We start from the raw sequence: 24,799 nt of genomic DNA on the forward strand, positions 1-24,799 counted from the left end.
AGGCCCGCCCGGTCCTCGCCCAGCCGCAGACGACCGCCACGACGGCGGTGACGGCGAGGCCGGGGATGCCGGCGATCCAGCCGCCGAGCGCGGCGGCGAGGCCGACCGCGGCCCAGGCGGGCCAGCTGGTCCCGGCGACCAGGGCGCGGCCGCCCGGCGGTCCCGCTTCGCGCCGCTCCCGCGCCGGCCAGACGGCGACCAGCAGCAGCACGAGCAACAGGTTGAGGCCCGCGACCACGGCGATCCGCTGCGACCGGTCCGGCGTGTAGGTGAGCTGGACCGTGCCCTTCGTCCCGGCGGGGACGAGCCAGCCCTGCTTCCAGCCGTCGAGCCGGACGGCGCGCAGCGCGGTGCCGCCCACGGTGGCGCGCCAGCCGGTGTTGAAGTTCTCGTTCACGGTGAGGAACGAGCCCTTCGCGGCGTCGATCTCCAGCTTGCGGGAGCCGGACGCCCAGCTCAGCACCTTGACCGGCTGCGGCGCGCCCGCGTCCGTGCCGCTCGTGCCGGTGCCGCCCGTGCCGGTGCCGCCCGTGCCGGTGCCGCCCGTGCCCGTGCCGCTCGCGATCGCCTGCGGTCCGACGGTGACCGTGTCGATGCGGTACGCGTCGAGCGGCACCGAGGTCAGGTGGTTGAGGCCCGCCTTCAGCGGCGCCTGGCGGCAGGCGGCGAACCGCAGCGGCCGCCCCGCGAGCAGGTCGCCGAAGGTGCCGGTGGCCTTGGTCTGCACGGTCGTCCCGTCCACCCGGACCTTCGGCCCGTACCCGCAGGCCAGCGTCAGCGGGTAGTCCGCCACGTCCGGCAGCGGCCGGACGCCGGGGACGATGAGGTCGGTCAGCTGCACCGGCCCGGTCTGGTCGTCCTTGAGGAAGGTGACGGTCAGCCGGTCGGTGGTCATCGGGGCGAACGACAGCCGGCCCAGCCCGTCGGACAGTCCCTCGCGGTACTCGCCGTTCTGCCCCTCGACCCGCACCCGGACCGGGCCGGACGCGCCGGGCGGCCGGCTCAGCGTGAGCTTCGACAGCCGCTTGCGGCCCTTCCACCGCACGGAGATCGCGGCCGCCTTGTCCTTGTCCGCGGCGATCCAGGTGGTGGACGGGTCCCCGTCGAACGCCGACCGCGCCTGGTCGGCGGGATGGTCGGACTGGACGGACGTGGCGGTGACGAGCGGCTGCCCCGCCACGGCGGTGTACTGGGCGATCAGCCGCTCGTCGGTGAGGACGGCGGTGCCGGTGAGCGGCGCCTTCCCGGACACGGCGGAGGTGTAGGCGCGGTCGAGGCCGTCGCCCTCCTCGTCGTCGTTCGCGAGGGCGGACGAGCACACCCAGCGGGCGCTGCCCTGCATGCACGCGGACGTGCCGCCGGGCGCCCGGCCCATCACGTAGGTGGCCCGGCCCTTTACCCCTGACGGCGCGGGCAGCGTGTACGTGCGGGTCGGGTGGACACCGCCGATGCTCAGCTCGGACACCCCGGCGCGCGCGAACGCGGGCACCGCCGGCCTGGTCGCGAGGCCGGTGATGCGCAGCTTCAGCCAGCGGCTGGCCCCTTCCGGGGCGCGCAGCGGCTGGGGGGACGAGGTCCGCTGGACGTCCTGCTCCACGGTGCCGGTCTCGGTCTGCACCGCGACCCGCGCGACGGCCGGGCCGAGCGTGGAGTCCTGGTCGAACACGGCGGTCAGGTCGCGGACGTCGCGCGGCTTGTCGAAGTCGACCCGCAGCCACTGCCCGACCGGCCCCTTCCACCCGCCGGTCTGCCACGCGGTGAACGGGTCGCCGTCCAGCGCCGCGTACGGCTCCGCGCCCGGCTTGCGGGACTGCGGGATGGCGTCGTCGCTCGCCGCCGACGACGACGCCGTGACGTCGCGGACGCCGCCGCCGTAGGTGACGTGCGTGGTGTACCGGTTCCAGCCCTTGTCGAGGACGTCGGTGGCCTGCCCCCGGTGCGCCCGCGTCAGCGTCGGCGAGGTCTGGTGGAGCTCGCCGTAGTTGCGTTTCAGCAGGCGGGGCGAGTCGGTCACGACGGGTTCGCCGCCGAGGTCGGGGGCGTCGTCGTCGAGCAGGACGGGCCCGGCCGGCAGCGCCCGGTCGTCGGCCATCGCGAGCAGCGACTCCGGCCCGCCGTACACGCGGAGGGCGCCGGACGCGTCCGACAGGTTCGCGACGTCGTCGGCGCCGGAGACCTCGTAGACCTCCAACGCCGGGTACCTCTGGTCGGTGGCGGAGACGGCGTCGTCCACGAGGTCGCCGCCGACGGGCGCGCCGAAGGAGGCGGCCCGGCGGATGCCGGGCGAGTCGGCGAGCGCCTGGTGCAGCCGGGCGGGCCAGGCGCCGCGCAGCGTCTCGCGGCTCAGGTCGTTGCGGACGAGCAGGTACCGCACGCCCATCCGGCCGAGGAACGCGGCGAGGCCCGGCGAGCCCTGGCCGGAGCGGACCTGGAGGTCGATCGCGTCCAGCGCCCGCGTGTACCCGGGCGACCCGGCCGGGACGAGCTGCCGGACGCCCCAGCGGGCCGTGAGCAGCGGCTGGACGATGTCGTCCATCGGCCGGCCCCACAGGTACTCGCCGAACGGCGCGCCGGGCAGCGCCAGCACGCCCTGCTGGCCGGCCCGCGCGTTGATCCACGACGCCGCGTCCCGCCAGTACTTCGGCACCTGGGGGAAGGAGCCGGGGCCGGTGAGCCCGTTCGACACGGCGGTCGCGCCGATCCCGGCCAGCGCGACCAGCGCGACGGCGGGCACGCTCAGCACGGCCCGCAGCGCGCCGGCGCCGGGCCGGGGCTCTCCGGCCAGGACCCGCGCCTGCGCGCGCCCCGGCCTGCGGACGGCCACGACGAGCAGGTGCGCCAGCCCGAGCGCGAGCGGCATCCGGACCACCGCGTCGAACTTGTGCAGGTTGCGCAGCGGCGCGAGCGGGCCGTCCAGCAGGTCGCGGGCCTGCGCGGCGAACGGGCCGGGGATGTCGCTGAGGTGGCCCGTCGCGATGACCGCGACCCCGGCCAGCAGCGTGAGGAGCAGGAACGTCCGCTCCGGCAGCAGCCGGCCGAGCAGCCCGGCGAGGCCGAGCGCGGCGATCAGTCCGGTGCAGACGACCGGCAGCGCGCCCACCGACAGGCTGTGCCCCACCGGCCACCAGATCCGCCCGTCGACGATCAGGTAGTTCACCCAGCGCTCGGCGCCCCGGAAGATGTTGATCAGACCGGTCGGCGCGGTCGTCGTCGCGGCCTTCTCGGTGTAGGTCAGCCAGGAGAAGCCATAGGTCCCGGTGAGCATCAGCGGGACGAGCCACCACGCCATCGCCGCGCCGGTGGCCGCCGACCACCACGCCAGCAGCCGGATCCGGTGCGACCCGCGCGGCCGCGTGATCACGTACACCAGCGGGACGACCAGCACCGCGACGGTGGCGGTCGCGTTGATGCCGCCGCAGCAGGCGACCGCGAGCCCCGACCGGGCCGCCGCGCGGACCCGCCCGCCCTCGCCGGACGCGGCGGTGACCAGCGGCAGCACGATCCACGGCAGCATCGCGGCCGGCAGGTACTCGGAGGAGATCTGGCCGAGGGTCGCCAGGGCGTTCGGCGCCAGCGCGTACGCCATCGCGGCGATCAGCCGGCTCCCGGGCCCGCCGATCCCGAGCCGGTTCGCGAGCCTCCACGTCCCGGCGAACGCCAGGCAGAGCAGCAGCGACGTCCAGAGCCGCTGGGTGATCCACGGCGGCATCCCGACCAGGTGCCCGAGCGCGTGGAACGGGCCCATCGGGAACAGGTAGCCGACCGCCTGGTTCTGCAGCTGGCCGAACTGCTCGGCGTCCCACAGGTGCAGCGCGCGGCCGAGGAACCCGAGCGGGTTCACCGCCATGTCGATCTTGGTGTCGGCGAGGATGAGGCCGGGCCGGGTGCCGAACGCCAGCGCGGTCAGCGCCAGGCAGCACGCCGCGACGCGCAGCCGCTCGCGCAGCCGGGCGGCGGCGTCCGGGCCGTCCGGCGGGCGCGGGCCGGGGGCGGGCGGGCGCGGCGCGCCGGCGCGCGGCGGGCTCGCCTCTCCCACTGCCATGCTCGCCCCTTCTCCTCCGCCCTTCGCCGCTCGGCCCCGCCCGGCCGGCCCTACTCCAGGTCGCCGCGGGCGGCCTCGCCGGTGGAGCGCGGCCGGCCGAGCAGCCGCTCGACGGCGGTCGCCTCGCGGACCTCGCGGACCTCGCCGGATCCGGCGAGCAGCTCGTCGCGCACCGGGCCCTCCACCACGCGCAGGTGCACGTCACCGTACCGGTGCACGACCTGTGCCCGGTCATCGGCGGTGGACGACGTTCCGGCCCGCACGGCCGCCTCGACCAGCTCGCGCATCCGGTCGGCGGTCCGCGCCCAGTCGAACTCGGCCGCCCAGGCCCGGCAGCGCGCGGCGACCTCGTCGCGGCGGCCCGGCTCGGCGAGCTCCTTGAGCGCCCGTTCCACCACCTCGGCGGGCACGTCGTCCGGTCCGATGAGCCAGCCGGTGACGCGGTCGCGGACGGCGTCGCGCAGCCCGTCCACGTCGAAGGCGACGGACGGGACGCCGAGCGCGGCGGCCTCGATGACGCTGAGCCCCCAGCCCTCGCCCTGCGAGGTGCTCAGGTGCAGGTCGGCGGTGGCGACGAGAGCGGCCTTGACGTGCTCGGTCACGTAGCCGTGGGCGACCGCGACGCACTGCAGGCCGCGCTCGGCGATCCCGGCGGCGAGCGCGTCCGCCTCCGGACCCGTCCCGATGATGTGCAGGCGGAGCCCAGGGTGCCGGTCGGCGAGGCCGCGGGCCAGGTCGAGGAGCAGGCCGAGCCGCTTGTGCGGGACGAGCCGCGTCACGCACGCCAGCTGCGGATGCCCGGTGGCCACGGCGCCGTGGACGTCCGGCGGCGCGTCGCAGCCGTTCGGCACCACGTACACCGGGCCCGTCCAGGCCAGGCGCTCCCGCACCGCGCGCAGCGTGGAGGGCGACACGACCACGTACGCGTGCCTCCGGTACGCCCAGCGGCTCACGGGCCCTTCGAGCATCCGCCCGATCCACGCCATCCACGGCGGGAAGTGGACGCCGAACTGGGCGTCGTGCACGTGGTGGATCACGCAGAACACCGGGACGCGGCGCGGCAGCGCCCACGGCGTGAAGAACGGGATGCCGTTCTGGCAGTCGATCACGGCGTCGAAGCGGCCGCCGCGCCTGAACCGCCGCCGCAGCAGCCACAGCAGGACGAGCGGGTACACGGTGAACCGGCCGCCGAGCCGGACGAAGTCGACGCCGTCGACCCGGTCGCGGCGCGGCTGCCCCGGTGCCCGGGACGTCACGTAGTGGACGCGGGCGCCGCGCTCCGCCGTCCGGCGGGCGATCTCCCAGGCGTACCGCTCGGCGCCGCCGGCGGCCGGGTGCCAGGGATCGCGCCAGTTGACGACCGCCAGCCGCAAGGGTCCGTTCATCCTTGTCCGGCGCTCGACGCCGACGGCAGGCCCCGGTCCGGCAGGGCGGGCAGCGGGCCGAGGACGGCCTCGGGCGCCGCCGCCGGGGCGGGGATCAGCGGGCCCGCGACGCGCGCGCGGATCCGGGCGAGGTCGATGAGGCACTGCAGCGAATGCCGGCGCACCGAGAACGTCGAGCCGGGGCGGTCGCGCCAGACGACCGGGATGGCGGTGACCGGCGCGCCGCGCCGCACGCAGTGCGCGAGCAGCTCGACGTCGAACGAGAACCCGGTGGTGCGCAGGTCGCGCGCCGCGGCGCGGCCGAGCGGCCCGGCGAAGAACTTGAACCCGCACTGGGTGTCCTGGATGCCGCCGACCAGGTCGCGGACGATCCGGTTGAAGGTGATCGCGCCGAGCCGGCGGACCGGCAGCGCGTACCCCTCGACGACGGACGCCGCGTGCCGCCGCGACCCGACCACGACGGTGCGGCCCTCGCGCAGCAGGGCGAGCGCGTCGTCCAGCGCGGCGAGGTCGGTGGCCATGTCGGCGTCCATGAACCCGATGTAGGGGGCGCGGGTGGCGAGCAGGCCGGTGCGGACCGCGGCGCCCTTGCCGGGCCGGTCGCAGGTCAGCAGCCGCACGGGGACGGGCCCGCGCCAGGATCGGACGATCTCCGCCGTCCCGTCCGTGCTGGCGTTGTCGACCACGATCACCTCGGCGCGCGCCGGCAGCGCGGCGAGCCTGTCGCTCAGCAGGTCCAGCCCGGCGGGGAGCCGGCCGGCCTCGTTGCGGGCCGGCACGACGACCTCGAGCAGGGCGGGACCGGGACGCCGGTTCCCCATCAGGTCACGCTGGTCAGGGGGCGCCGTAGTTGTACATCGGCTTGATGACCGGGTCCTTCTGCGAGGAGTTCGCGAGCTGCACGACGCCGAACGAGGCTCCGGCGGCGAGGAGGACGCCGACGAGTGCGGCGATGGCGATGCGCATCAGGGGGCCCTTCGACTGTGGTGGGGGAGGCGGTCGGGGCTGCGGCTACGGATACTCCCGAGTAACGGAAGCCCCAGAGTAGTGCCTGAGGCCAGGAATGACCAGAAAACCACCACACTCGCCGCTATCCAGGCAACGATCACCGGCGCCGCCGGAACGCGGTCCTCGTGGCCCGCCGCGGCCCCGTCGATCCGGTAAACGGCCAGGTCAGGACCCGTCACCACGGGGACGGCCCCGGTGGGGCGGTACCGGCCGGCCTCCGAGTCGACGACGACGTACCGGACGCCTTGGTCACGCAGCGTGGCCGCGTCGGGGCGCGCGGCGGCCGGGGCGAGCGCGATCGCCCGCGGGTCCTCGGCGGCGATGGTCGTCCGGCCGACGATCAGCGCGTCGTTCACCACGACCCGCCGGTGCAGGTAGCGGGGCAGCGGATCGAGGACGCGCCGCCCGTGGTTCCAGGAGTAGCCGCGGTAGAGCGCCCACGGCAGCACGAGCACGTCCCCCGGCGCGGAGTCGGCGGCGATGATCCTCCGGGCGCGCGCCCAGTCGTCCGGGTAGCGGACGGCGCGCAGGTCGCCCGCCGCGCCCCACGCCAGCGTCGGCAGCAGCAGGACCGGAGCCGCGACGGCGCCCACCGCGACCATCGCGTACCGCGCGCCGATCGCCCGGTCGGCGGCGACGCCGAGTCCCACGGCGACCACGACGGCCAGCGGCGCCACGTATTGCTGTCCGTCGCGCAGCACGGCGAAGCCGGACCACAGCCCGACCGCGCCGCGGAGCACCGGCGCCGCCACCGCCCCGAGCGCCGCCACGACGAACCCCGCCGCCGCCGCGACCGCCGCGCCCCGCCGCCACTCCGGCTCCCGGCACCAGCGCCAGTACGCGAAGAGGGAGCCGAGCACCACGGCCAGCCAGAACCCGGCCAGGACCGGCGTCCCGTAGCCGCGCGGCACCGTCTCGCCGTTCCAGATGCCGCCGAGCGTCAGGAGGCTGCCGAGCACGCCGAAGGGGGTGTCGGCCCGCGCCGCGAAGACGTCGACGGCCGTCCCGTTCCCCGGCACGCCCGCCGGACGCAGCACGGCCGGCACCAGCCACGGCAGGCTCAGGGCGGCCACGACCCCGGCCACCCGCACCGCGCCCCGCAGCCGCGCCGACACCAGCGCGACGACCAGCGCCGTCAGCCCCGACACGGTCAGCGCGGCGAATCCACCGATCGCGGCGGGCACCAGCGCGCGGACGAGACGCCGCGTCCCGCCCTTCCCGGTCGTCCGGGCCGCGGACGCGACCACCCACGGCAGCGCCGCGTACCCGAGCAGCAGCGCCCACTGGCCGAGCAGCAGCCGCTCGGCGACGAACGGGTTCCAGGCGTAGCAGACCCCGGCCGCCAGGCGCGGCAGCAGCCGCGGCGTCGGCACCAGCGACGCCGCCGACATGCACGCCATCACGAAGATCGCGAGCAGGATCAGCTTCTGCACGGCGTCGGCGGGGACCACCGTCGCCAGCGCCGTCACGAACGCGTCGCTCGGCACCTGCCGCGGGACCGTCCCCGTCAGCCCGAACGTCATCGGCGTGAACGCCGGATCCGGCGTGAACACCATGTCGTACGACAGCACGAACCCGGGCGCGAGCCCCGGCCCGAGCGCCGCGAGCCCGAGCCCCAGCCCGGTCAGCGCGGCCACGAGCCGCCGCCGTCTCTCCCCCATCGCGCTCTCTTTATACGGGCACGGTCAAGTCGCCCGCCGCGCGGCGGGCTCGGGGTCGCGGGGGAGGCCGAGGATGCGCTCGCCGATCACGTTGAGGTTGACCTCGGTGGTGCCGCCGCCGATCGACATCGCGCGGGACGCCAGCAGGTAGCGGGTCCAGCGCGGGCGCAGGCCGTCCTTCCAGCCGCCGGTCAGCGCGCCCTCCTCGCCGAGGAGCGTGAACCCGAACTCGGTCACCTGCTGCCCGTGCTCCATCGCGACCAGCTTCCGGACGTTCGCCGTCGCGCCCGGGTCGGTGCCCGAGAGCTGCTTGAGCGTCGCGCGCAGGCCGAGCAGGTTGAACGCGTGCTCGTCGCAGGCGAGCCGGCCGATGCCGTCGCGGACGACCGGGTCGCCGTCCAGGCCCAGCTCGGCGGCGAGGGCGAGCAGCTTCGGGACGTCCCCGCCGAGCTGGAACGAGCTGGTCAGCCCGACGCGCTCGTTGGCGAGGGTGTTGCGGGCGACCCGCCAGCCCTCGTTGACGGGGCCGACGACCCGGTCGTCCGGGACGAACACGCCGTCCAGGAACACCTCGTTGAACACCGCGTCGCCGGTGCACTCGCGCAGCGGCCGGACGTCGATGCCCTCGGCCGCCATGTCCACGATGAAGTAGGTGATGCCGTCGTGCTTGGGCCGGTCCGGGTCGGTGCGGGCGACGCAGACGCCCCACTGCGCGTCCCGGGCCAGGGACGTCCAGATCTTCTGCCCGCTGATCCGCCAGCCGCCCTCGACCCGCTCCGCGCGGGTGCGCAGCCCGGCGAGGTCGGAGCCCGCGCCCGGCTCGGAGAACAGCTGGCACCAGATGATCTCGCCGCGCAGCGTCGGCGGCAGGAACCGCTCCTGCTGCTCCGGCGTGCCGTACTGGACCAGCGACGGGACGACCCACGCGGCGATCATCAGCGGGACCGGCCGGACCTTCGCCGCCTTCAGCTCCTGCTGGATGACGATCTGCTCCAGCGGCCCGGCGTCGCGCCCCCACGGCTTCGGCAGGTGCGGCGTCACCCAGCCGCCCTCCGCCATCGCGGCGCGCTGCGCGAGCGGTTCCATCGCGGCCATCTCGGCGACGCGCCCGCGGATCTCCTCGCGCAGCGGCGCCGCGTCCTCGCCCAGCTCGATGCCCATCGGGCGGCGGACGCCCTCGACCGCCAGCGCCGCGACGTCCGCGCGGTGGCCGCTCGCCCTCCCGAGTAGCGCGCGCAGGGTGAGGGCGCGCCGGTAGTAGAGGTGCGCGTCGTGCTCGTAGGTGTAGCCGATCCCGCCGTGGATCTGGATGTTGCCCTCGGCGCACAGGACGGCCGCGTCCGCGGCGAGCGCTCCCGCCACCCCGACCGCGTAGGCGCGCTGCTCGGGGGCGTCGCCGAACGACCGCGCCGCGTCCCAGACCGCCGCCCGCGCGCGCTCCACCGCGATGAGCATCCGCGAGCACTTGTGCTTGACGCCCTGGAACTGGCCGATCGGACGCCCGAACTGCTCGCGGAGCTTGGCGTAGGAGACGGCGTCGTCCAGCGCGCGTCCCGCGACGCCGCACGCCTCGGCGCCCAGCAGGACGACCGCGAGGGCGCGGGCGTCGGGCGCGTCGAGGAAGCGGTCGTCCGGGACGTCCAGGCCGTCGGCCGTCACCGCGCCGACCGGGCGGGTGACGTCGAGCGACTCCAGGTCGCCGACCGCGACCTCGTCGCGTCCGGCGACCACCCAGCGTTCTCCGGCGGGCAGCAGGAACACGTCGGCGAGCGGTGCGCCCAGGACCGGCCGCACCGTCCCGGACACCGTGCCGCCGTCGACGGCCAGACCGCCGGAGAGGCCGACCGCCGCCTTGCGCGAGCCGTCCGCGAGGCCGGCGAGCAGGTCGCCGCCCGCCCCGGCGGCGTGCAGGATCGCCGACGCCAGGACGGTCGGGGTGTACGCGCCGGGCGCGAGGGCCCGGCCGAGCTCCTCCAGCGCGACGGCCTGCTCCAGCAGGCCGAAGCCCTGGCCGCCCGCGTCCTCGGGGAGGTGCAGGCCGAGCAGCCCCTGCGCCGCGAGCGCGGGCCAGAACCCGGCGTCGGCCTCGCGCGCCGCCTCCGGCGGGACGTTCCGCTCGGCGAACCCGCGCACCGACGCCGCCAGCGCCTCGTGCTCCTCCGTCAACCCGATCGCCATGACCGCACCTCTCCGTCGGGGATCGGAGCCAGCCTATTAGAACGGCATTCGGTACTTAAGAGGGGTCAGGCCGCGACCTTCAGCTGGCCGAGGAACTCGTTGAGGTCCGGCCACATCTTCCGGTGCGTGTTCGGCAGTGACGCGAACACCGCCGCCGGCGTCCGGTGCCCCGTGTCGATGACCGCGGTCGCCACGATCTCGCCGGTCGCCCGCACCCCGGCCCGCTTGTAGGTCAGGTACGAGGCGATCAGCCAGCCCTTGTGCCCGTCCACGTTCAGCGCCTGCGACGCCAGCGGCGCCGACTTGTGCGGGAACGCGTAGTACTGCGACTCGTAGCCCTGCTCCGCGAGCGCGGTCGTCTTCTTGACGCTCCCCGGCCCCTTGTAGGCGCCCAGCAGCGTCGGCGGCAGCGCGCCCGTGAGCAGCTGGCCGTACCAGAGCCGCTGCCCGTGCCGCTCGGTGACCACGATCTGCTGCCCCGACCAGCCCGGCGTGCTCAGCTTGTTCTTCTTGGTCGGCAGCTGCCACGGCGGGCCGAGGCGCGGGTACGACAGCCCGGACGCGGCGTCCGTCAGCCGGCCGAGGACCTTGCTCGGCTTGCCCGGGAACCGCTTCAGCGGCCGGTCGGCGGGGACCGTCACCTGCGGCTCCTCGGGCTGCGCGCCGGTGCCCGCCCCTCCCGTCTTGACGGCCGGGTCCGCCGGCGGATCGTCGGTCTTGTGCGTCATGTAGTAGACGCCGCCGGCCGCGAGGAGCGCGACCACCAGCAGGCCCACGCCGCCGATCAGCACCAGCCGGGACCGGCCGCCGCCCTCGTCGAACACGTCGCCGGACGTCCCGGGCGAACCGCCGAGCTTGGCGTCCGCGGCCGCCTCGTCCGCCATCCAGTCCGGCATCTGCCAGTTGCCGCTGCTCGGCTTGCCGGCCTTCGCCGGGCCCGCCAGCCCGACCTGCACCGCGGGCGTCTCGTCCTCGGACGCCGCGCCGGGCCCGTCCTCGAACAGCGAGCCCTCCCAGCCGGGCGGCTCCTGCCCCTCCGCCGGGACGGGCGCGACGCGCACGTCCTCGGCGTCGGGCAGCGCGCCGCTCCCGTACACGGCCCCGGCTTCGCGCTCGCGCTCCGGCTCGGCGGCCGGCTCCGCCCATGCGGCGGGCTCCCCGGCCTCCGGCCGTCCCCAGGGTCCGGGCCGGTCCCCGTGGGCCGGCTCCTCCCAGGCGGTGGGGCCCTGCCGGCCCGCGGCCTCCTGCTCGTACGCGCCCTGCTGCTCGAACGCGCCCTTCTGCTCGTACGCGGTCTCCTGCTCGGACACGGTCTCCTGCTCGGACGCGGCCTTCCGCGCGGACGCGGGCTCGTGCCCGGGCGCGGCCTCCTGCTCGGCGCCGGTCTCGGGCGCTCCCGGGGCGGCCGAGCTCTCGACCTTGCCCCAGATGTCGTGCGGCCGCTCCTCGCCGGCGTCGGAGAAATCCGTACGGCCGTGCGGTGCGGGCATGAAGACCTCCGGCACCTTGGGCTCGGAGGAGACCACCTGCGGGCCGGTCGCGCGCCCCGCGTCGGGCGCCGGCGGCCGGCCGGCCGCGTCGCTCTCGCTCATGTCGGTCCAGCGCACACCGCGCTCCCCCTGATCGGACATGCGGAACACGGTACGCGAAGATCATTCATTTCGTTCGGCAGGTCATCACGCTGAGGACACATCTTCCTATCGCCTCAGGTCGGGGTCGCGACGCCGGTACGGCCGCCCGTGATCCCCGGGCCGTCCGCGAGCCGCTCCCTGGCCAGCAGCGTCGCGCCCGCCAAGGCGCCCGGCATCGCGAACACCGCGCCCAGCGGTATGAGGAAGACCACGAACGTCGCCGCGCCGAACCCGACGGACAGCGACCGGTTCGCCTTGAGCCGCGCGAACCGCTCCTTGCGCAGCAGCCCGCGGCGCTCCAGCGCGATCGACGTCAACTCTCCCGCCAGGTAGTACCCGGACACCAGGGCCGCGATCACCGGCACCACCGTCTGCCCCACCACCGGCAGGAACCCGGCCGCGAAGAACACCACCGCGAACAGCACGGCGACGAGCCCGAGCGCCAGCGCGTCCTTGACGGCCCGCCCGATCTGCACCATCAGCGGGACGTCCGGGTCCGGCGGCGCGCCGCCCTGCGACTCCTCGACCCGCACCGCGATCGCCTCGTAGAAGGGGTCGCCGACCAGCAGCGTGACCGCCGTGAACGTGAGCACGGCGAGGAACACCGCCGCGCCGTAGATCGCGATGCCGGCGACGACGCGCGTGGCCGCCCGCGCCGCGTCCGACCAGCCGTCCGCGAACGGGGTCACCCAGCCCGCCAGGTCGTCCAGGTAGAACGCCAGCGTCACCAGCGCCGCCGCGTAGGCGGCCAGCACGATCAGCGCCGGGATCAGGCCGAACAGCCACTGCGCGGGGTGGCGCGCCGTCCAGCCGATGCCGCGCAGCAGGTAGCCGACCCCGGTGAACAGGTCCTTGACCGCCGACGGCCTAGCCTCGCCCTCCCCCGAGGCGGGCCGGCCCGGCATGCCGGGCGGACCCGGCGGGGCGGGCGGCTGCGGGCGACCGGGGATCGGCGCCGGCGCTCCGGGCGGCTGCGCTCCCGGCTGCGGGTTCCACGGAGCGGGCTGATTCGGGGGGTGGCTCACACGCTCAGAGCCTAGGGCCTTCCCACAGAGCGCCCAAGCGGACGGGCGAAGCGCGCCCCGGCCGGTGCCGCTTCAGCGCACCGGCAGCCCGACGAGACGGGCCGACTGGTCCCACACCGCGCGGCGGAGCACCTCGTCCTTCAGCGGGCCCGCCTCCGGGATCAGCCCCGCGCCCGGCGTCGAGCTGTAGAAGCCGCCGGTGCGCCCCTCGAACTCCTCGTCCAGCGCGAGCCGCAGCGCCATCCGCGCGCCCTGCGCCGGCGTCCGCATCACGGGCGTGTGCGACAGCAGGCCGCCGATCCGCGCGCTGCCCGGCAGGTCGCGGGCGAGCCCCGTCGCGACGAACCCCGGGCACATCGCGTTCACCGTCACGCCGGTGCCGTCGAGCCGCCGCGCCAGCTCCTGCGCGAACAGGATGTTCATCAGCTTCGACCGCCCGTACACCCGCAGGGACCCGGCCGCCCGGTAATTGCCCGGCTCCGCCATCCGCGCGGGCTCCAGCCGGCCGGCGAACCGGTGCGCCTCGGACGCGACGACCACGATCCGCGACGGCGCGCCCTTCTTCAGCGGACCGAGCAGCAGGTTCGTCAGCAGGAACGGGCCCAGGTGGTTCGTGGCGACCATCCGGTCGAACCCGTCGGCGCTCTCCTTCGCCCGCATCAGGTGCACGCCCGCGTTGTCGACCAGCACGTGCAGCCGGTCGAACCGCTCCTCCAGCGACGCCGCGACCCGCCGCACGTCCTGCTGCGCGGACAGGTCGGCGAGGAACGTCTCGATCCGCGCGCCCGGCACGTCCCGCGTCAGCTCGTCCACCGTCGCCTTCGCCCGCATCTCGCTGCGGGCCACGATCCCGACGAGGAACCCGGCGCGCGCCAGCCCGCGAGCGATCTCCTTACCGATCCCGGAGGTGCCCCCGGTCACGATCGCGATCTTGTCCCTCATCCCCCCACCGAACCACCGCGCCGAACGCGCGAGCAAGGGGTGGATGTGATTTCTTGCACAAGCCGTGATGCGGGGCCGCGGGCGGCCCCGGCCACCGGGACGGCCCCTGGCCTCGAACTGAAACCGGTTCTACTATCGGTCGCCATGAGGTTCACCTACGCCGAGGCGATGACCGACCCGTCGTTCTACCTGCCGCTGGCCCGCGCCGCCGAGGCGGCCGGCTACACGAGCATGTCGGTCGCCGACTCGCTCGCCTACCCGCGCGAGTCCGACTCGACCTACCCCTACACCGCCGACGGGAACCGCGAGTTCCTCGAGGACAAGGCGTTCATCGAGACGTTCACGCTGATCGCGGCCATGGGCGCGGTGACGAGCACCCTCCGGTTCACCCCGTTCGTCCTCAAGCTGCCCGTCCGGCCGCCGGTGCTCGTCGCCAAGCAGGCCACCTCGATCGCCTGCCTCACCGGCGGGCGCCTCGGCCTCGGCGTCGGCGTCAGCCCGTGGCGCGAGGACTTCCAGGTCATGGGCGTGCCGTGGGAGCGGCGCGGGAAGCGGATGGACGAGGCCATCGACATCGTCCGCGGCCTCGCCGGCGGCGACTACTTCGAGTTCCACGGCGAGTTCTTCGACATCCCCGCGATCAAGCTGTGCCCGGCGCCCGCCGAGCCGATCCCGATCCTGGTCGGCGGGCACAGCGAGCCCGCGCTGCGGCGCGCCGCCGTCCGCGGCGACGGCTGGATGCACGGCGGCGGCCCCGACGACCTCGACGAGCTGCTCGCCCGGCTGCACCGGATCCGCGAGGCCGAGGGCAAGGCCGGCGAGCCCTTCGAGGTGCACGTCATCTCCCCCGACGCCTACACCCCCGACGGCGTGAAGCGGCTGGAGGACAAGGGCGTCACCGACGTGATCGTCGGCTTCCGGATGCCCTACGCCAAGGGCCCCGACACCCAGCCGCTGGACAAGAAGATCGCGAACCTGGAGCGGTTCGCCGAGACCGTGATCGCGAAGGTGACCGGCTGACCATAAAACGAGAACACGTTACAGTTCGGTCATGGACGCCCTCATCTGGCACGCCCCCGACGCCGACCACCCCGCCCGCCGGGCCGCCCGCGCCTCCATGACCGCCGTCGGCGCCGGGCGCCGGGAGGAGTGGCTGGCCCTGTTCGCCCCCGGCGCCCTCGTCGAGGACCCCGTCGGCCCGTCCTTCCTCGACCCCTCCGGCGAGGGCCACCGCGGCGCCGACGGCATCGCCGCCTTCTGGGACTCGTTCATCGCCACCATCAGCGGGTTCCGCTTCGAGATCAAGGACTCGTTCGCCAACGGCCCCTGCTGCGCCAACGTCGCCGCCATCACCACCACCATGGGCGACGGCTCCACCATGACCATCGACTGCGTCCTCATCTACACCGTCGACGAGTCCGGCCTCATCACCTCGCTGCGCGCCCACTGGGAACCGGACCGCGCCATGGCCACCATCACCAGGCCCTCGGCCTGAGATCAGCCGTCGCCCGGCGGCAGCAGCAGCCGGGCGGTGGTCTGCTCCAGCCGCCGCACCGCCATCGACTCGCCCACGAACCCCCGGACGGCCTGCAGGAACTGCTGCAGGCCGCCGGGATAGTCGAGGCACGTCTGCAGGATCGCGAACAGGTCCGCCTTCGCCTCCGGCGACCGCGGGATGACGCCCGCGATGACCGGCGACAGCGCCCCGACCAGCCGCTCGCGGCCCCGCTCGTTCCGCATCTGCGGGATGCCGAGCAGATCGTCCACCATCTGGAACAGCACCGGCACCGGAACCTCCGCGGGCGGCGCGAAGCCCCCGCCGTCATCGATCCGGTCGTCCTCCCCCGGGCCGTCCTCGCGCACCGCGACCGATCCGCCGCGCGGCGCCGGAGCGCCGCCCGCCGCCGGGCCGGGCCGCATCCCCGGCACCATGATCCAGGCCTCGCCCTCGGTCTCCTTCACCTCCACCTCGACCCGGTAGTAGTCGTCCGGATCGACGAGGCCCCGGCCGTGCCGCACCACGTCGTCGTACACCCGCCGCGACACGATCACCGCGATCGCCGTCTCCGCCGCGGCCACCGCCTCCTTCAGCGGCGCGGCGTCCAGCAGCCGGAACGTGTGCGTCAGCTCCGTCCCCACCACACCGCGCTCGTCCGCCCGCGCCTCCCCCACGTTGACGGCCACCCGCAGCCGCATCTGCGCCGCCTCGCTCGCCGCCCGGTTGTGGTGCCGCACCTCCGCGCGCAGCCGGTCCACCACGGTCGTCAGCAGCCGCTCCGCCCCGACCTCCGCAGGAAGGACGACCATCACCCCGTCGCCGCGGTCCTCGTGGTAGCAGTCGTCCAGCCGCACCCCGGCGCCGTCCGCCAGGCTCCGGTCGAGCCCCTCGTACATCGACCTCCGCACCCGCACCCGCACCGGATCGTCCCGCTCGGCCGAACTGAACCCGGCGATGTCGCACACCAGGAACGAGGACAACCCCCCGGGCCGCCACCCACCCGTCCGCGCCGCGTCGCCCACGCGCCCTCCCTTCCACCCCCTCAGCGTCCTCGACCGCCCTCGCGACCGGCAAGACCACCGGGAAAATCACCGGCGCGTCTTGCCCCGATCACCGCCTTGCGGGGGCGCCCCGCTCTATGATCGTCTCGTCCCGGAGGTGCCGTCCGCCTGAGCCGCGGGCTTAGGCTGGTGCCTTTGGGCCCACAGAGGAAGCGACGCCTTTCCGATTTCGCGGGACACGAGGGGGACGGCCGTGCCGGGTACTCATGGCAGCACATCGCAGTCCGTCGATGGCGCGATTGCCTTCGCCTGGGTCCGCCCCGACCGCGCCGCCCTCGACGCCGCCCTCGCCCGCTCCGCGGCGGCCCAGGGCACGGTCTTCGGCGAGGCCGTTCGCCGCGCCGGCACCGAGCGCCGCGAAGCCGCCCGGATCTCCGCGGGCTTCGACAACCGCCTCTTGTGACGATCGCCTCGAATGTGCGCGGCGGTGTCCCCCGAATGGCCGTCCAGCGGCCTCGACGTCGCGCGGCTGATCGGCGAAGGATGGCGGCCCGTCCCGTTCTCCGAGGTCGTCCTCAAGATCCACGGTCGCTGCAACCTGGCGTGTGACTACTGCTACGTCTACGAGGGCGCGGACCAGACGTGGCGGTCCCGCCCGCGCGCCATGGCCCCGGACGTCATCGCGAAGACGGCGGCACGGCTGGGCGAGCACGTCCGGAAGCACGCGCTGACGGACGTGTCGGTCGTCCTGCACGGCGGCGAGCCGCTGCTCGCGGGGAGGACGGCGATCGCCGCGGCCGTGGACCGGTTCCGCGCGGCGCTGCCCGCGTCCTGCGACCTCGAAGTGACCATGCAGACGAACGGCGTGCTGCTCACCGACGAGATGCTGGCCATGCTCGACGACAACGACGTGGGCGTGGCCGTCAGCCTCGACGGTGACCGCGAGGGGCACGACCGGCATCGGCGCCGCGCCGACGGGCGGGGAAGCCACGCCGACGTGGTGCGCGGGCTGAACCGGCTCGCCGCCTCGCACCGGCGGCTCTACCGGGGGCTGCTCTGCACGGTCGACCTCGACAACGACCCGATCCGGACCTACGAGGCCCTTCTCGAGACACGGCCGCCGCGCATCGACTTCCTCCTTCCGCACGGGACCTGGAGCACCCCGCCGCCGCGCCGTCCCGCCGACGGCCAGGGCACCCCCTACGCGGACTGGCTCGTCCCGATCTTCGACCGCTGGTACCACGCACCGCACAAGGAGACGGGCGTCCGGCTGTTCGAGGAGATCCTCAACCTGCTGCTCGGCGGGCAGAGCCGCAGCGAGAACATCGGCCTGTCGCCGGTCGCGATGGTCGTCGTCGACACCGACGGGACGTTGCAGCAGGTCGACACATTGAAGGCCGCGTACGCCGGTGCGCCGGAGACGGGTCTCACGGTGTTCGGGAACAGTTTCGACGACGCGCTGACGCACCCCGGCGTCGTCGCCCGCCAGATCGGCGTCGCCGCCCTGTCCCAGACGTGCAGGACGTGCGCGGTGCGCGACATCTGCGGCGGCGGCGCCTACGCGCACCGGTACCGGGAGGGGGAGGGCTACCTGAACCCGTCGGTGTACTGCCCCGACCTGATGGCGCTGATCAGCCACATCGGGCGCACCGTCCAGCACGACCTGGCCCTCGCGACGGCCGCGCCCGGCCGCTGACCGGGCGGGCTCGCGGCAGGGCTCGCGGGGCGCTCACAGCGCGGTGGGTTCGATGTCGCATTCGAGGGGTTCGCCCCGCTCCGCCGCCCACACATCGGGATGATCCGCGCCCAGCACCTGCCTCAGCGCGGCCAGCGCAGGACCGGTGGCGTCGCCCTCCGCGCCCATGGCGGCGCGAGCGCGCGCCAGGTTCAACTCGACGGCGAGCGAGTAGGGGTGCCGCTCGCCGAGGCAGCCGATCATCTTCTCCTGGACGCCGGACAGCAGCCGGGCCGCGGCCTCCAGCTCACCGAGCAGGTAGTAGTCGTTGGCCAGGCCGACCGTGGCGCAGAACGCGTAGTAGTGGTTCGGGCCGAGGACCCCCGCCTCGAGATCCGCCAGAGCCGCCTGGTCCGTCTCCTGAGCCGCGTACACCTCCGCCAGCCGCCGCAGCACGACGCCGCGGTCGATCGCGCAGACCTGGACGAAGGGATGCCCGTCCCCCATCACCCGGCGGTAGCCGTCCAGCGCCCGGTCGATGAGCGGCAGCGCCTCCTCCGGACGCCCGATCGCGCAGGTGGCGAGCGCCAGGCAGACCCGGCTCGCGAGCGTGTTCGGATGCTCCTCGCCGAACCGCCGGACGTGGGCGGCGAACGTCTCGGTGGCCAGCCGGTGCGCCTCCACCGACCGCCCGAGCTTCCGCAGCGTCCCCGCGTGGCTCATCTTCGCCTGCAGGACGTGCGCGTGGCCCGGTGCGAGGACGGGCCGCAGATTGGCCAGGCTCTCCGCCTGGATCCGGTACGCCTCGCCGTACCTTCCCAGCGCGTGCAGGTCGCGCGCGAGGTTGTGGGTGGCGCGGAACCGCTGCCGGTAGGCCTGGCCCTCGCCGCTCCAGACCTCCCGGTCGATCTCGTGCGCCCGCTGGAACTCGCCCAGGATCCGCAGGTCGATGGCGAGGTTGCTGGCCGCGAGCCGGGTGTCGGTGTCGGCGTCCCCGTGGATCCGGCGCAGGCGCCGCCAGGCGTCCAGGTCGATCTCGTGCGCCCTGCGGAACTCGCCGAGGAACCGCAGGTCCGCGCCGAAGCCGTTCGCGGCGAACAGGGTCTGGAGGTTGTCGGCGCCGTACTTGCGGCGCGTCCGGGCGAGGTTGTCCTCGCTGAGGTCGGCGGCCGCCCGGTTGTCGCCGAGGCCGCGCAGGGCGTTCGCCAGGACACGGGAGATGTCCAGGACGTCGTCGTCGTCGGGCCCGTACCGGTCGCGCCACCGGTGCAGCGCGATCTCCGCCAGCCGCCGGCTCCCCTCGTACTCCCCCGACTGGTAGAGGAACTTGGCCTGGTCGATGCCCACGTAGCGGATCCCGGGATCGTCCGCCTCGAAGACCCCGGAGGGGACGACGTGCGGGGTGATCTCGGAGCGGATCTCCCAGGTGGACTCCTCCTCCGGCTTCGCGCCGGGCGTCGCCGCGGCGAGGATCGCGTGCACCTGCGCACGGACGCGGCGGCGGCCGTCGTCGCCGAGGCGATCGTCGAGGATCGCCCGGACGAGCCGGTGGACCTGGAGGCTGCCCGCCTCCTCGTCGAAGCGGGCGAGGGAGAAGCGGGAGATGTCGCGCATCGCGCCGCGCAGCCGGGCCTCGTCGGCGAGCAGCGCGGTCAGCTCGGCGGGCAGCTCCGCCGAGCGCCCGGCGGTCAGCAGCCCGCAGGGCACCGGTTCCGGGTCGAAGACGGCCCACAGCTCCAGCAGCAGGCCCGCGACGGGGTTCTCCTCGCGGAGGAGATCGAGGTTGAGGCTCACGCCCGCCGCCAGCGGCCCGGGGAGCTCCTCGGACCCGCCGTTCCCGTTGAACTCGGTCAGGCGGCGGTCGAACAGCCGGAGGTACTCCTCGACGGTGCCTCCGGTGACGGCCTGCCACGCGGCCGCCTGGCCGACCGCGAGCGGGAGGTCCCCGACGCGTTCCGACAGCAGGTCGGCCTCGGCCTCCGACAGCTCCGGCACCAGGCGGCGGAGTAGCGCGATGCTCTCGCTCCGCTCGAAGACGCCGACGTCGACGACCGACGCGTGCCGTTCCCAGCCGCGGTCGCGGGACGTCACCAGGACGTGCCGTCCGGGCCCCAGCCCTTTCCCGCCCCCGTCGACCGAGAGCGGGGTCAGCCGGACGACCTGGTCCGGATCCTGCGCGTTGTCGTAGATGAGCAGCCAGCGGCCATAGGGGCGGCCGTCGCGGAGCGCGCGCAGGACGCCGTCCACGGTGTCCTTGATGTCGTCGCTCATCGGCATGCCGAGCTGGCGGGCCAGCACGGCGAGGGCCGCGCGCGCCGAGGTCGTCTGCTCGGCCGGGATCCACCAGACCAGGTCGTAGTCGCCCGCGTGGCGGTAGGCGTACTCGACCGCGAGGTTGGACTTCCCCTCCCCGCCCATGCCGAACTCCGACTCCGGCAGGAGCGCCGCCATCCCGTCCTGCAGCGCCGCCCGGACCGCGGTGAGGAGCCGGTCCCGTCCGGTGAAGTCGGGGTTGCGGGCGGGCAGGCCGCTGCGGACCGCGGGCGCGGGCGCGGGGCCCTCCGGCCCCGCGCCCGCGGTCGGAAGCCCGTCCGCCGCCTCGTCGCCCGCCCCGCCCCCGGTGCCGCCCGCACCGGCCACCGCACCGGTCGCCAGCTGCCGCGCCACTTCCCGGTACTGGCCGCCGAGGCCAGCCAGCGCCTGCGCCGCCACCTGCGCGAACGGCAGGTCGGGCGGGAGCCGCACCTCGCCGCGGCCCACCGCCGCGAGCAGCGCCGGGAAGTCCAGCGACGAGCCGATGCGCTCGCGGACGACGTCCCACACGGCGCGCAGCACCTGCTGGACCTCGCGCCTGCGCATCCCCTGCAGCAGGATCTCCCGGACGCCGTCGTGGAACTCGTAGGCGATCTCCTCCTCGCCGCCGTCCGCCGGGCGGCCGACCATCCGCAGCAGCCCGCTGAGGAAGACCTCGGCGAGGACAGAGGACGAGGAGGACGGGAGCATCGCCTGCTGGACGAGGCGCATGACGGGCAGCCGCAGCGGCGCGGCCGCCAGGTAGGTGGCGAGCTTGAACGCCGCCGGCGACGACGACGCCCGGAACTGCTTGACGCGCGTCTCCGCCGACATCGGCTCGCCGTCGGGCGGCGGCGCGTCGGCCACGGGCCGGCCGGTGAACAGCGCGGCGCCCATGATGTCCCGGCCGCCGTGCGCGACCATGTTCGCCCACGACCGCAGCCAGCGCTCGTTCAGCTCGACCACCGGGACCGGGACGCCGAGCGGGCGGCCGTCCGAGGGCTGGAGCGGCGCACGCGTCACGGTGAGCCGCTCGTTGGGCAGGGCGGGCCCGGACGCTCCGAACCGCACCGGCTCGATGGCCGCCGGGGTCCGCCACCACAACCGCTGCGGCAGCGGCTGCGCGATCGCGACGGTGCCCGTCCGGCCCCAGCGGCCGAGCAGCGCGGCCGCGCGGCCGTCCCGCCACGCCGCGCCGATGCAGTCGCTGACGACCAGGATGACGCGCCGGTGGCTCGGGTCGACGAGTTCGTCGGGGTCGCGGTCGGCGCTGACCCCGAACGCCGACCCGGTGCGCAGCGACAGCCGCTCGCCGCCCGTGTCCAGGTACCAGGTCCGCAGGTCGCGGAACGCGCCGAGCTGCTGCAGCAGCGCCCGCAGTTCCTCGATCGTCTGCCGCCACACCACCATGGACGGCCCGACGTCCGCGACGAGGGCCAGGTCGTGCCGGCGGTCCCGCGCCGGGACCATGACGGGCTCGCACACGCCGGTCTCGGCGATCCGCTGCGCGGTCGCGGTCTCGTCGAGGATCTCGCGGGTCAGCGACGGGACGGTCGCGCGCAGCGGGCGCAGCGCCCGCGCCAGCGGCAGCGTCCGGGAGATGGCCGGCACCGCGGGCATGCGGACGGGGAACGACGCCGCCGGAACCTCCTGTCCCGCCATGTACAGGCCCGCCTCCGCGGGGCGCGGCGGCGGTGGCTCCGGCGGGGACGGCGTGGACGGCTCGCTCGGACGCCGCGACGGCGGCGGACCGGCGGTGCCGCCGTCCGGGCCCGCGGCACCGGCCGGGACGTGGTGGGCCGGGCCCTCGTGCGTCCGGAACCAGGCGGCGAGCCAGAGCGCGTCGGCGATCTCCTCCGCCGTCGGCGGCGGGTCGAGCGCCCGCAGCGCCTCGACGAGCCGGCCGATCATCCCGCGCCGGGCATCTCGATCGGGCGGAGCACCGCGTCGAGGATCTCGTCCAGCCTGCCGTCCGGCGGCCGGCTGCCGGACGTCGCGAGGTAGACGGCGTTCAGCAGCTGGTCGGTGGCGAGGGCGCCGTCGGCGCGGCGCGCGAGGAACCGCTCGATGAGCTCCTCGCTCTCCGCCCGGGCGTCCGCGCCGAGATGCGCCTCGATGATCTCCGCGAGCCGGTCCCGGCCGGGCGGCTCGATCACCAGCCGGACGCAGCGGCGCAGGAACGCGGGCGGGAACTCGCGTTCCCCGTTGCTCGTGATGATCACGATCGGGAAGCTCGCGCACTGCACCTCGCCGTGCTCGATCGGCACGCGCGGGCCGCCGTCCTCGGTCATCACGTGGATCCGGGCCTGCTCCTCGGGCAGCCGCTGCAGCTCGGGGATGGGGAACCGGCCCTCCTCGAACACGTTGAGCAGGTCGTTCGGCAGGTCGATGTTGCTCTTGTCGAGCTCGTCGATGAGCAGGACGCGGGGGGCGTCGCCGGGCAGCAGCGCGGTGCCGAGCGGACCGAGGCGGATGTACCGGCCGATGTCGGGCGGATCGGCCGTGTCGGTGCGTCCGCCCACGCCGCGCAGGCTCGCCTCGTGCAGGCGGCCGATCGCGTCGTAGTGGTACAGCCCGGACTCCAGCGTGGTGTTGCTGGTGATCGACCAGTACAGGACCGAGCCGAGACCGAGCTCGTACGCGACGTTGTAGGCAAGGGTGGACTTCCCCGACCCGGGCTTGCCCGTCACCAGCAGGGGGCGCCGCAGCAGCACCGCCGCGTTCACCTTGTCGATCACCGACTCGTCGGGCCGGTACGAGATGGCCTGCTGCTCCCGCCGACCGCGCCCCCGGACCGCGTCCTCCGGGCTGAACCGGCGCCACGGCGGGGGCGGCGGCAACCGGCGCGCGCGATCGTGCGGCAGGCCGTCGCCGCGGTAGATGCGCCAGTCCCCGAGCGGGTCGCTGGATTCCGGTCCTGTCGTCATGGCGGGGCCTTCCGGTGCTATGCGGGGGGTCGGAGCCGGACGTACGGCTCGGGAATGCGGTCGGCGTCGTCGAACACCAGCGTCAGGTGGAGGCCGAGATGGCCCGTTCCCGCCTCCTCGGCTCCGGCGGACAGCGCCTGGCGGCGCAGCTCCATCGCCCGCCGAGGCAGCTTCATCAGATCGGCGGCCAGCAGGTCCTTGACCTCGCGGGCGAACCGGGCCGGGTCGCGGCCGTCCCGGCACCAGGCGATCACCGGGGTCCCGGACAGCAGCCCGACCCAGTGCTCGTCCGGCTCGTCGCTCGCCGCCCACGGCGGGAACGCCAGCGCGAGGACGGCCGGGGACTCCGACAGCTTGGAGAACAGCTCCTCCTGGTCGTACTCGCCGCGCCGGGTGACCAGGCAGACGGGCGCGTCGACCGAGTTGCCGCGCAGCACCGTCCACTTGCGCCGCCAGTCGTGGTGGACGGCGGCCAGCCGCATCCGGTCGAGGCTGCGCACGACCACCGGGTACTTGATCCCGATGCGGTGCTCGAACCCCGCGATCTTGATCTTGGAGTCCTCGACCGGGTGGCCGAGCAGCGGGCGCGGCAGCACGAACTCGACGGTGAGGTCGGGCGTGGGCCGGCCGACCACGGAGCTCTCCGCCGTCAGCAGCCGCTCCAGCAGCTCGGGGATCCGGCTGAGCGGCAGCGCCTCGTCGCTGCACTGCAGGGTGCTGCCGGGTTCGCGGTCCACCTGCAGCCACGCCGTGACGAGGTAGCGGTCCGGCTCCAGCGCGTCCGGCGTGCACGCGATGATCAGGTAGGTCTCGGACGGCTCGGCCCGCGTCCGCGTCTCGACCTCGGCGTTCTGCCGCTGGAACAGCGCGTCGTCCACGCCCTGGAACACCGCCTGCCGGCGCACCCAGTCGCGGATGGCGGGCGCCGTCGGCTGGGCGGCGTACCGGGCCAGGTCGTCGGCGAAGATCAGCAGCGGCGGCACCCCGTCGCGGCCCGCCGGGATCTCCTCGAGCAGGGCGACGACGTCGTGGAGGCTGCGCATCTCCCGGTCCAGCAGCGGCCACGCGGGCCCGACGGCCCGCCGGTACAGCATGGGGAACCGGCTGAGATGGGTCAGGCCCGGGTCGAACTGCTCCAGCGAGGTGATCAGCTGGTGCAGCTCCCGCCGCGCGTCCTGGCCGAGCCACGGTTCCGGGATCAGCTCGCGGACGAGGTCGCGCAGCGCCGCAACGGAAAGGCTGCCCTTGTAGAACCGCTCCAGGTTCCGCACCAGCGCGTGCGCCGCGCCCGGGTAGTTGAGCAGGACGTCGACCAGCGCCCACACGTCGAGCCGGTCCTGGTCGTGGTGCTCGAAGGGGAGCCGGTGCCCGAGATCGCGCTCCAGGGCCGCCAGAAGCACCTCACGCCCCCGCCGGACCCTCATCCCGTCGATGCGCAGGATCGCCTCGACGAGCCGATGCTGATCATCGACGTTCAGCGACGTGATCAAACGCTCCGCCTCCGACCGAAGGGTGCCGAAAAGAACGCCCGCCG

The 24,799-nt window shown here is 74.8% G+C and carries 16 protein-coding genes and 1 pseudogene; 4 read left to right on the plus strand and 13 right to left on the minus strand.

Going from position 1 to position 24,799, the window contains the following annotated elements:
• Positions 1-862: 862 nt before the first annotated feature.
• From ABT299_RS08915 to ABT299_RS08955, 9 genes and pseudogenes are all read right to left on the minus strand, one after another.
• Positions 863-4,042 (minus strand): annotated as a pseudogene (locus ABT299_RS08915) (alpha-(1->3)-arabinofuranosyltransferase domain-containing protein); the annotation flags it as partial.
• A 50-nt stretch (positions 4,043-4,092) separates the two neighbouring features.
• Complete coding sequence (locus ABT299_RS08920; RefSeq protein WP_500250267.1) at positions 4,093-5,427, minus strand: glycosyltransferase family 4 protein; 1,335 nt, start codon at positions 5,425-5,427, stop codon at positions 4,093-4,095.
• Entirely contained in the window at positions 5,424-6,248 is an 825-nt protein-coding gene (locus ABT299_RS08925) for a glycosyltransferase (protein ID WP_500250268.1), read from the minus strand. The genes ABT299_RS08920 and ABT299_RS08925 overlap by 4 nt, the downstream gene beginning before the upstream one ends.
• Before the next feature lie 13 nt (positions 6,249-6,261).
• A complete protein-coding gene (locus tag ABT299_RS08930) occupies positions 6,262-6,393 on the minus strand; it encodes a hypothetical protein (RefSeq protein WP_264159724.1) in 132 nt (43 codons plus the stop codon).
• On the minus strand, positions 6,393-8,096 hold the full coding sequence (locus tag ABT299_RS08935) for an MmpA family trehalose lipid delivery protein (protein WP_500250269.1): 1,704 nt from the start codon (positions 8,094-8,096) through the stop codon (positions 6,393-6,395). The genes ABT299_RS08930 and ABT299_RS08935 overlap by 1 nt, the downstream gene beginning before the upstream one ends.
• A 24-nt stretch (positions 8,097-8,120) precedes the next feature.
• The gene (locus tag ABT299_RS08940; protein WP_500250270.1) at positions 8,121-10,274 is read right to left on the minus strand and encodes an acyl-CoA dehydrogenase family protein; all 2,154 of its coding nucleotides are present in this window, start codon (positions 10,272-10,274) and stop codon (positions 8,121-8,123) included.
• Between the two features lie 65 nt (positions 10,275-10,339).
• Positions 10,340-11,905, minus strand: coding sequence for a flagellar basal body-associated FliL family protein (locus tag ABT299_RS08945; RefSeq protein ID WP_500250271.1), 1,566 nt, complete (start codon positions 11,903-11,905; stop codon positions 10,340-10,342).
• A 74-nt stretch (positions 11,906-11,979) separates the two neighbouring features.
• Positions 11,980-12,810 carry an EI24 domain-containing protein gene (locus ABT299_RS08950; RefSeq protein WP_500250272.1) on the minus strand — a complete coding sequence of 277 codons (831 nt, stop codon included), beginning with the start codon at positions 12,808-12,810 and terminating at the stop codon, positions 11,980-11,982.
• Between the two features lie 192 nt (positions 12,811-13,002).
• The gene (locus ABT299_RS08955) at positions 13,003-13,872 is read right to left on the minus strand and encodes an SDR family NAD(P)-dependent oxidoreductase (protein ID WP_500250273.1); all 870 of its coding nucleotides are present in this window, start codon (positions 13,870-13,872) and stop codon (positions 13,003-13,005) included.
• A gap of 144 nt (positions 13,873-14,016) precedes the next feature.
• Here ABT299_RS08955 and ABT299_RS08960 point away from each other — a divergent pair, with 144 nt between their 5' ends.
• Both ABT299_RS08960 and ABT299_RS08965 read left to right on the plus strand, forming a co-directional pair.
• On the plus strand, positions 14,017-14,892 hold the full coding sequence (locus ABT299_RS08960; RefSeq protein ID WP_190862947.1) for a TIGR03619 family F420-dependent LLM class oxidoreductase: 876 nt from the start codon (positions 14,017-14,019) through the stop codon (positions 14,890-14,892).
• A 31-nt stretch (positions 14,893-14,923) separates the two neighbouring features.
• Entirely contained in the window at positions 14,924-15,367 is a 444-nt protein-coding gene (locus ABT299_RS08965; RefSeq protein WP_433141361.1) for a nuclear transport factor 2 family protein, read from the plus strand.
• Between the two features lie 2 nt (positions 15,368-15,369).
• Here ABT299_RS08965 and ABT299_RS08970 read toward each other — a convergent pair whose 3' ends face one another.
• Complete coding sequence (locus ABT299_RS08970) at positions 15,370-16,392, minus strand: effector-associated domain 2-containing protein (RefSeq protein ID WP_500250274.1); 1,023 nt, start codon at positions 16,390-16,392, stop codon at positions 15,370-15,372.
• A gap of 232 nt (positions 16,393-16,624) precedes the next feature.
• Between ABT299_RS08970 and ABT299_RS08975 the strand changes: the two genes are divergently transcribed.
• Both ABT299_RS08975 and ABT299_RS08980 read left to right on the plus strand, forming a co-directional pair.
• Positions 16,625-16,834 (plus strand): hypothetical protein, encoded by a 210-nt coding sequence (locus ABT299_RS08975; RefSeq protein ID WP_190862954.1) that lies wholly within the window; start codon positions 16,625-16,627, stop codon positions 16,832-16,834.
• A 24-nt stretch (positions 16,835-16,858) separates the two neighbouring features.
• Positions 16,859-18,067: an FxsB family cyclophane-forming radical SAM/SPASM peptide maturase gene (locus tag ABT299_RS08980; RefSeq protein ID WP_500250275.1), complete on the plus strand. Its 1,209-nt coding sequence runs from the start codon at positions 16,859-16,861 to the stop codon at positions 18,065-18,067.
• Positions 18,068-18,100: 33 nt separating this feature from the next.
• Here the strand turns inward: ABT299_RS08980 and fxsT are convergent, their stop codons facing one another.
• Genes fxsT through ABT299_RS08995 form a run of 3 tightly spaced genes read right to left on the minus strand, consistent with a single transcriptional unit; the run spans position 18,101 to position 24,755 of the window.
• On the minus strand, positions 18,101-22,249 hold the full coding sequence (gene fxsT, locus ABT299_RS08985) for an FxSxx-COOH system tetratricopeptide repeat protein (protein WP_500250276.1): 4,149 nt from the start codon (positions 22,247-22,249) through the stop codon (positions 18,101-18,103).
• Positions 22,246-23,265, minus strand: coding sequence for an AAA family ATPase (locus ABT299_RS08990; RefSeq protein ID WP_190862960.1), 1,020 nt, complete (start codon positions 23,263-23,265; stop codon positions 22,246-22,248). Before ABT299_RS08990 ends, fxsT begins: the two co-directional genes overlap by 4 nt.
• Before the next feature lie 17 nt (positions 23,266-23,282).
• Positions 23,283-24,755 carry a VMAP-C domain-containing protein gene (locus ABT299_RS08995; protein ID WP_500250277.1) on the minus strand — a complete coding sequence of 491 codons (1,473 nt, stop codon included), beginning with the start codon at positions 24,753-24,755 and terminating at the stop codon, positions 23,283-23,285.
• Positions 24,756-24,799 lie beyond the last annotated feature (44 nt).

The sequence above is a fragment of the Spirillospora sp. NPDC000708 genome (genome assembly GCF_040299565.1).
Classification (GTDB): Bacteria; Actinomycetota; Actinomycetes; order Streptosporangiales; family Streptosporangiaceae; genus Spirillospora.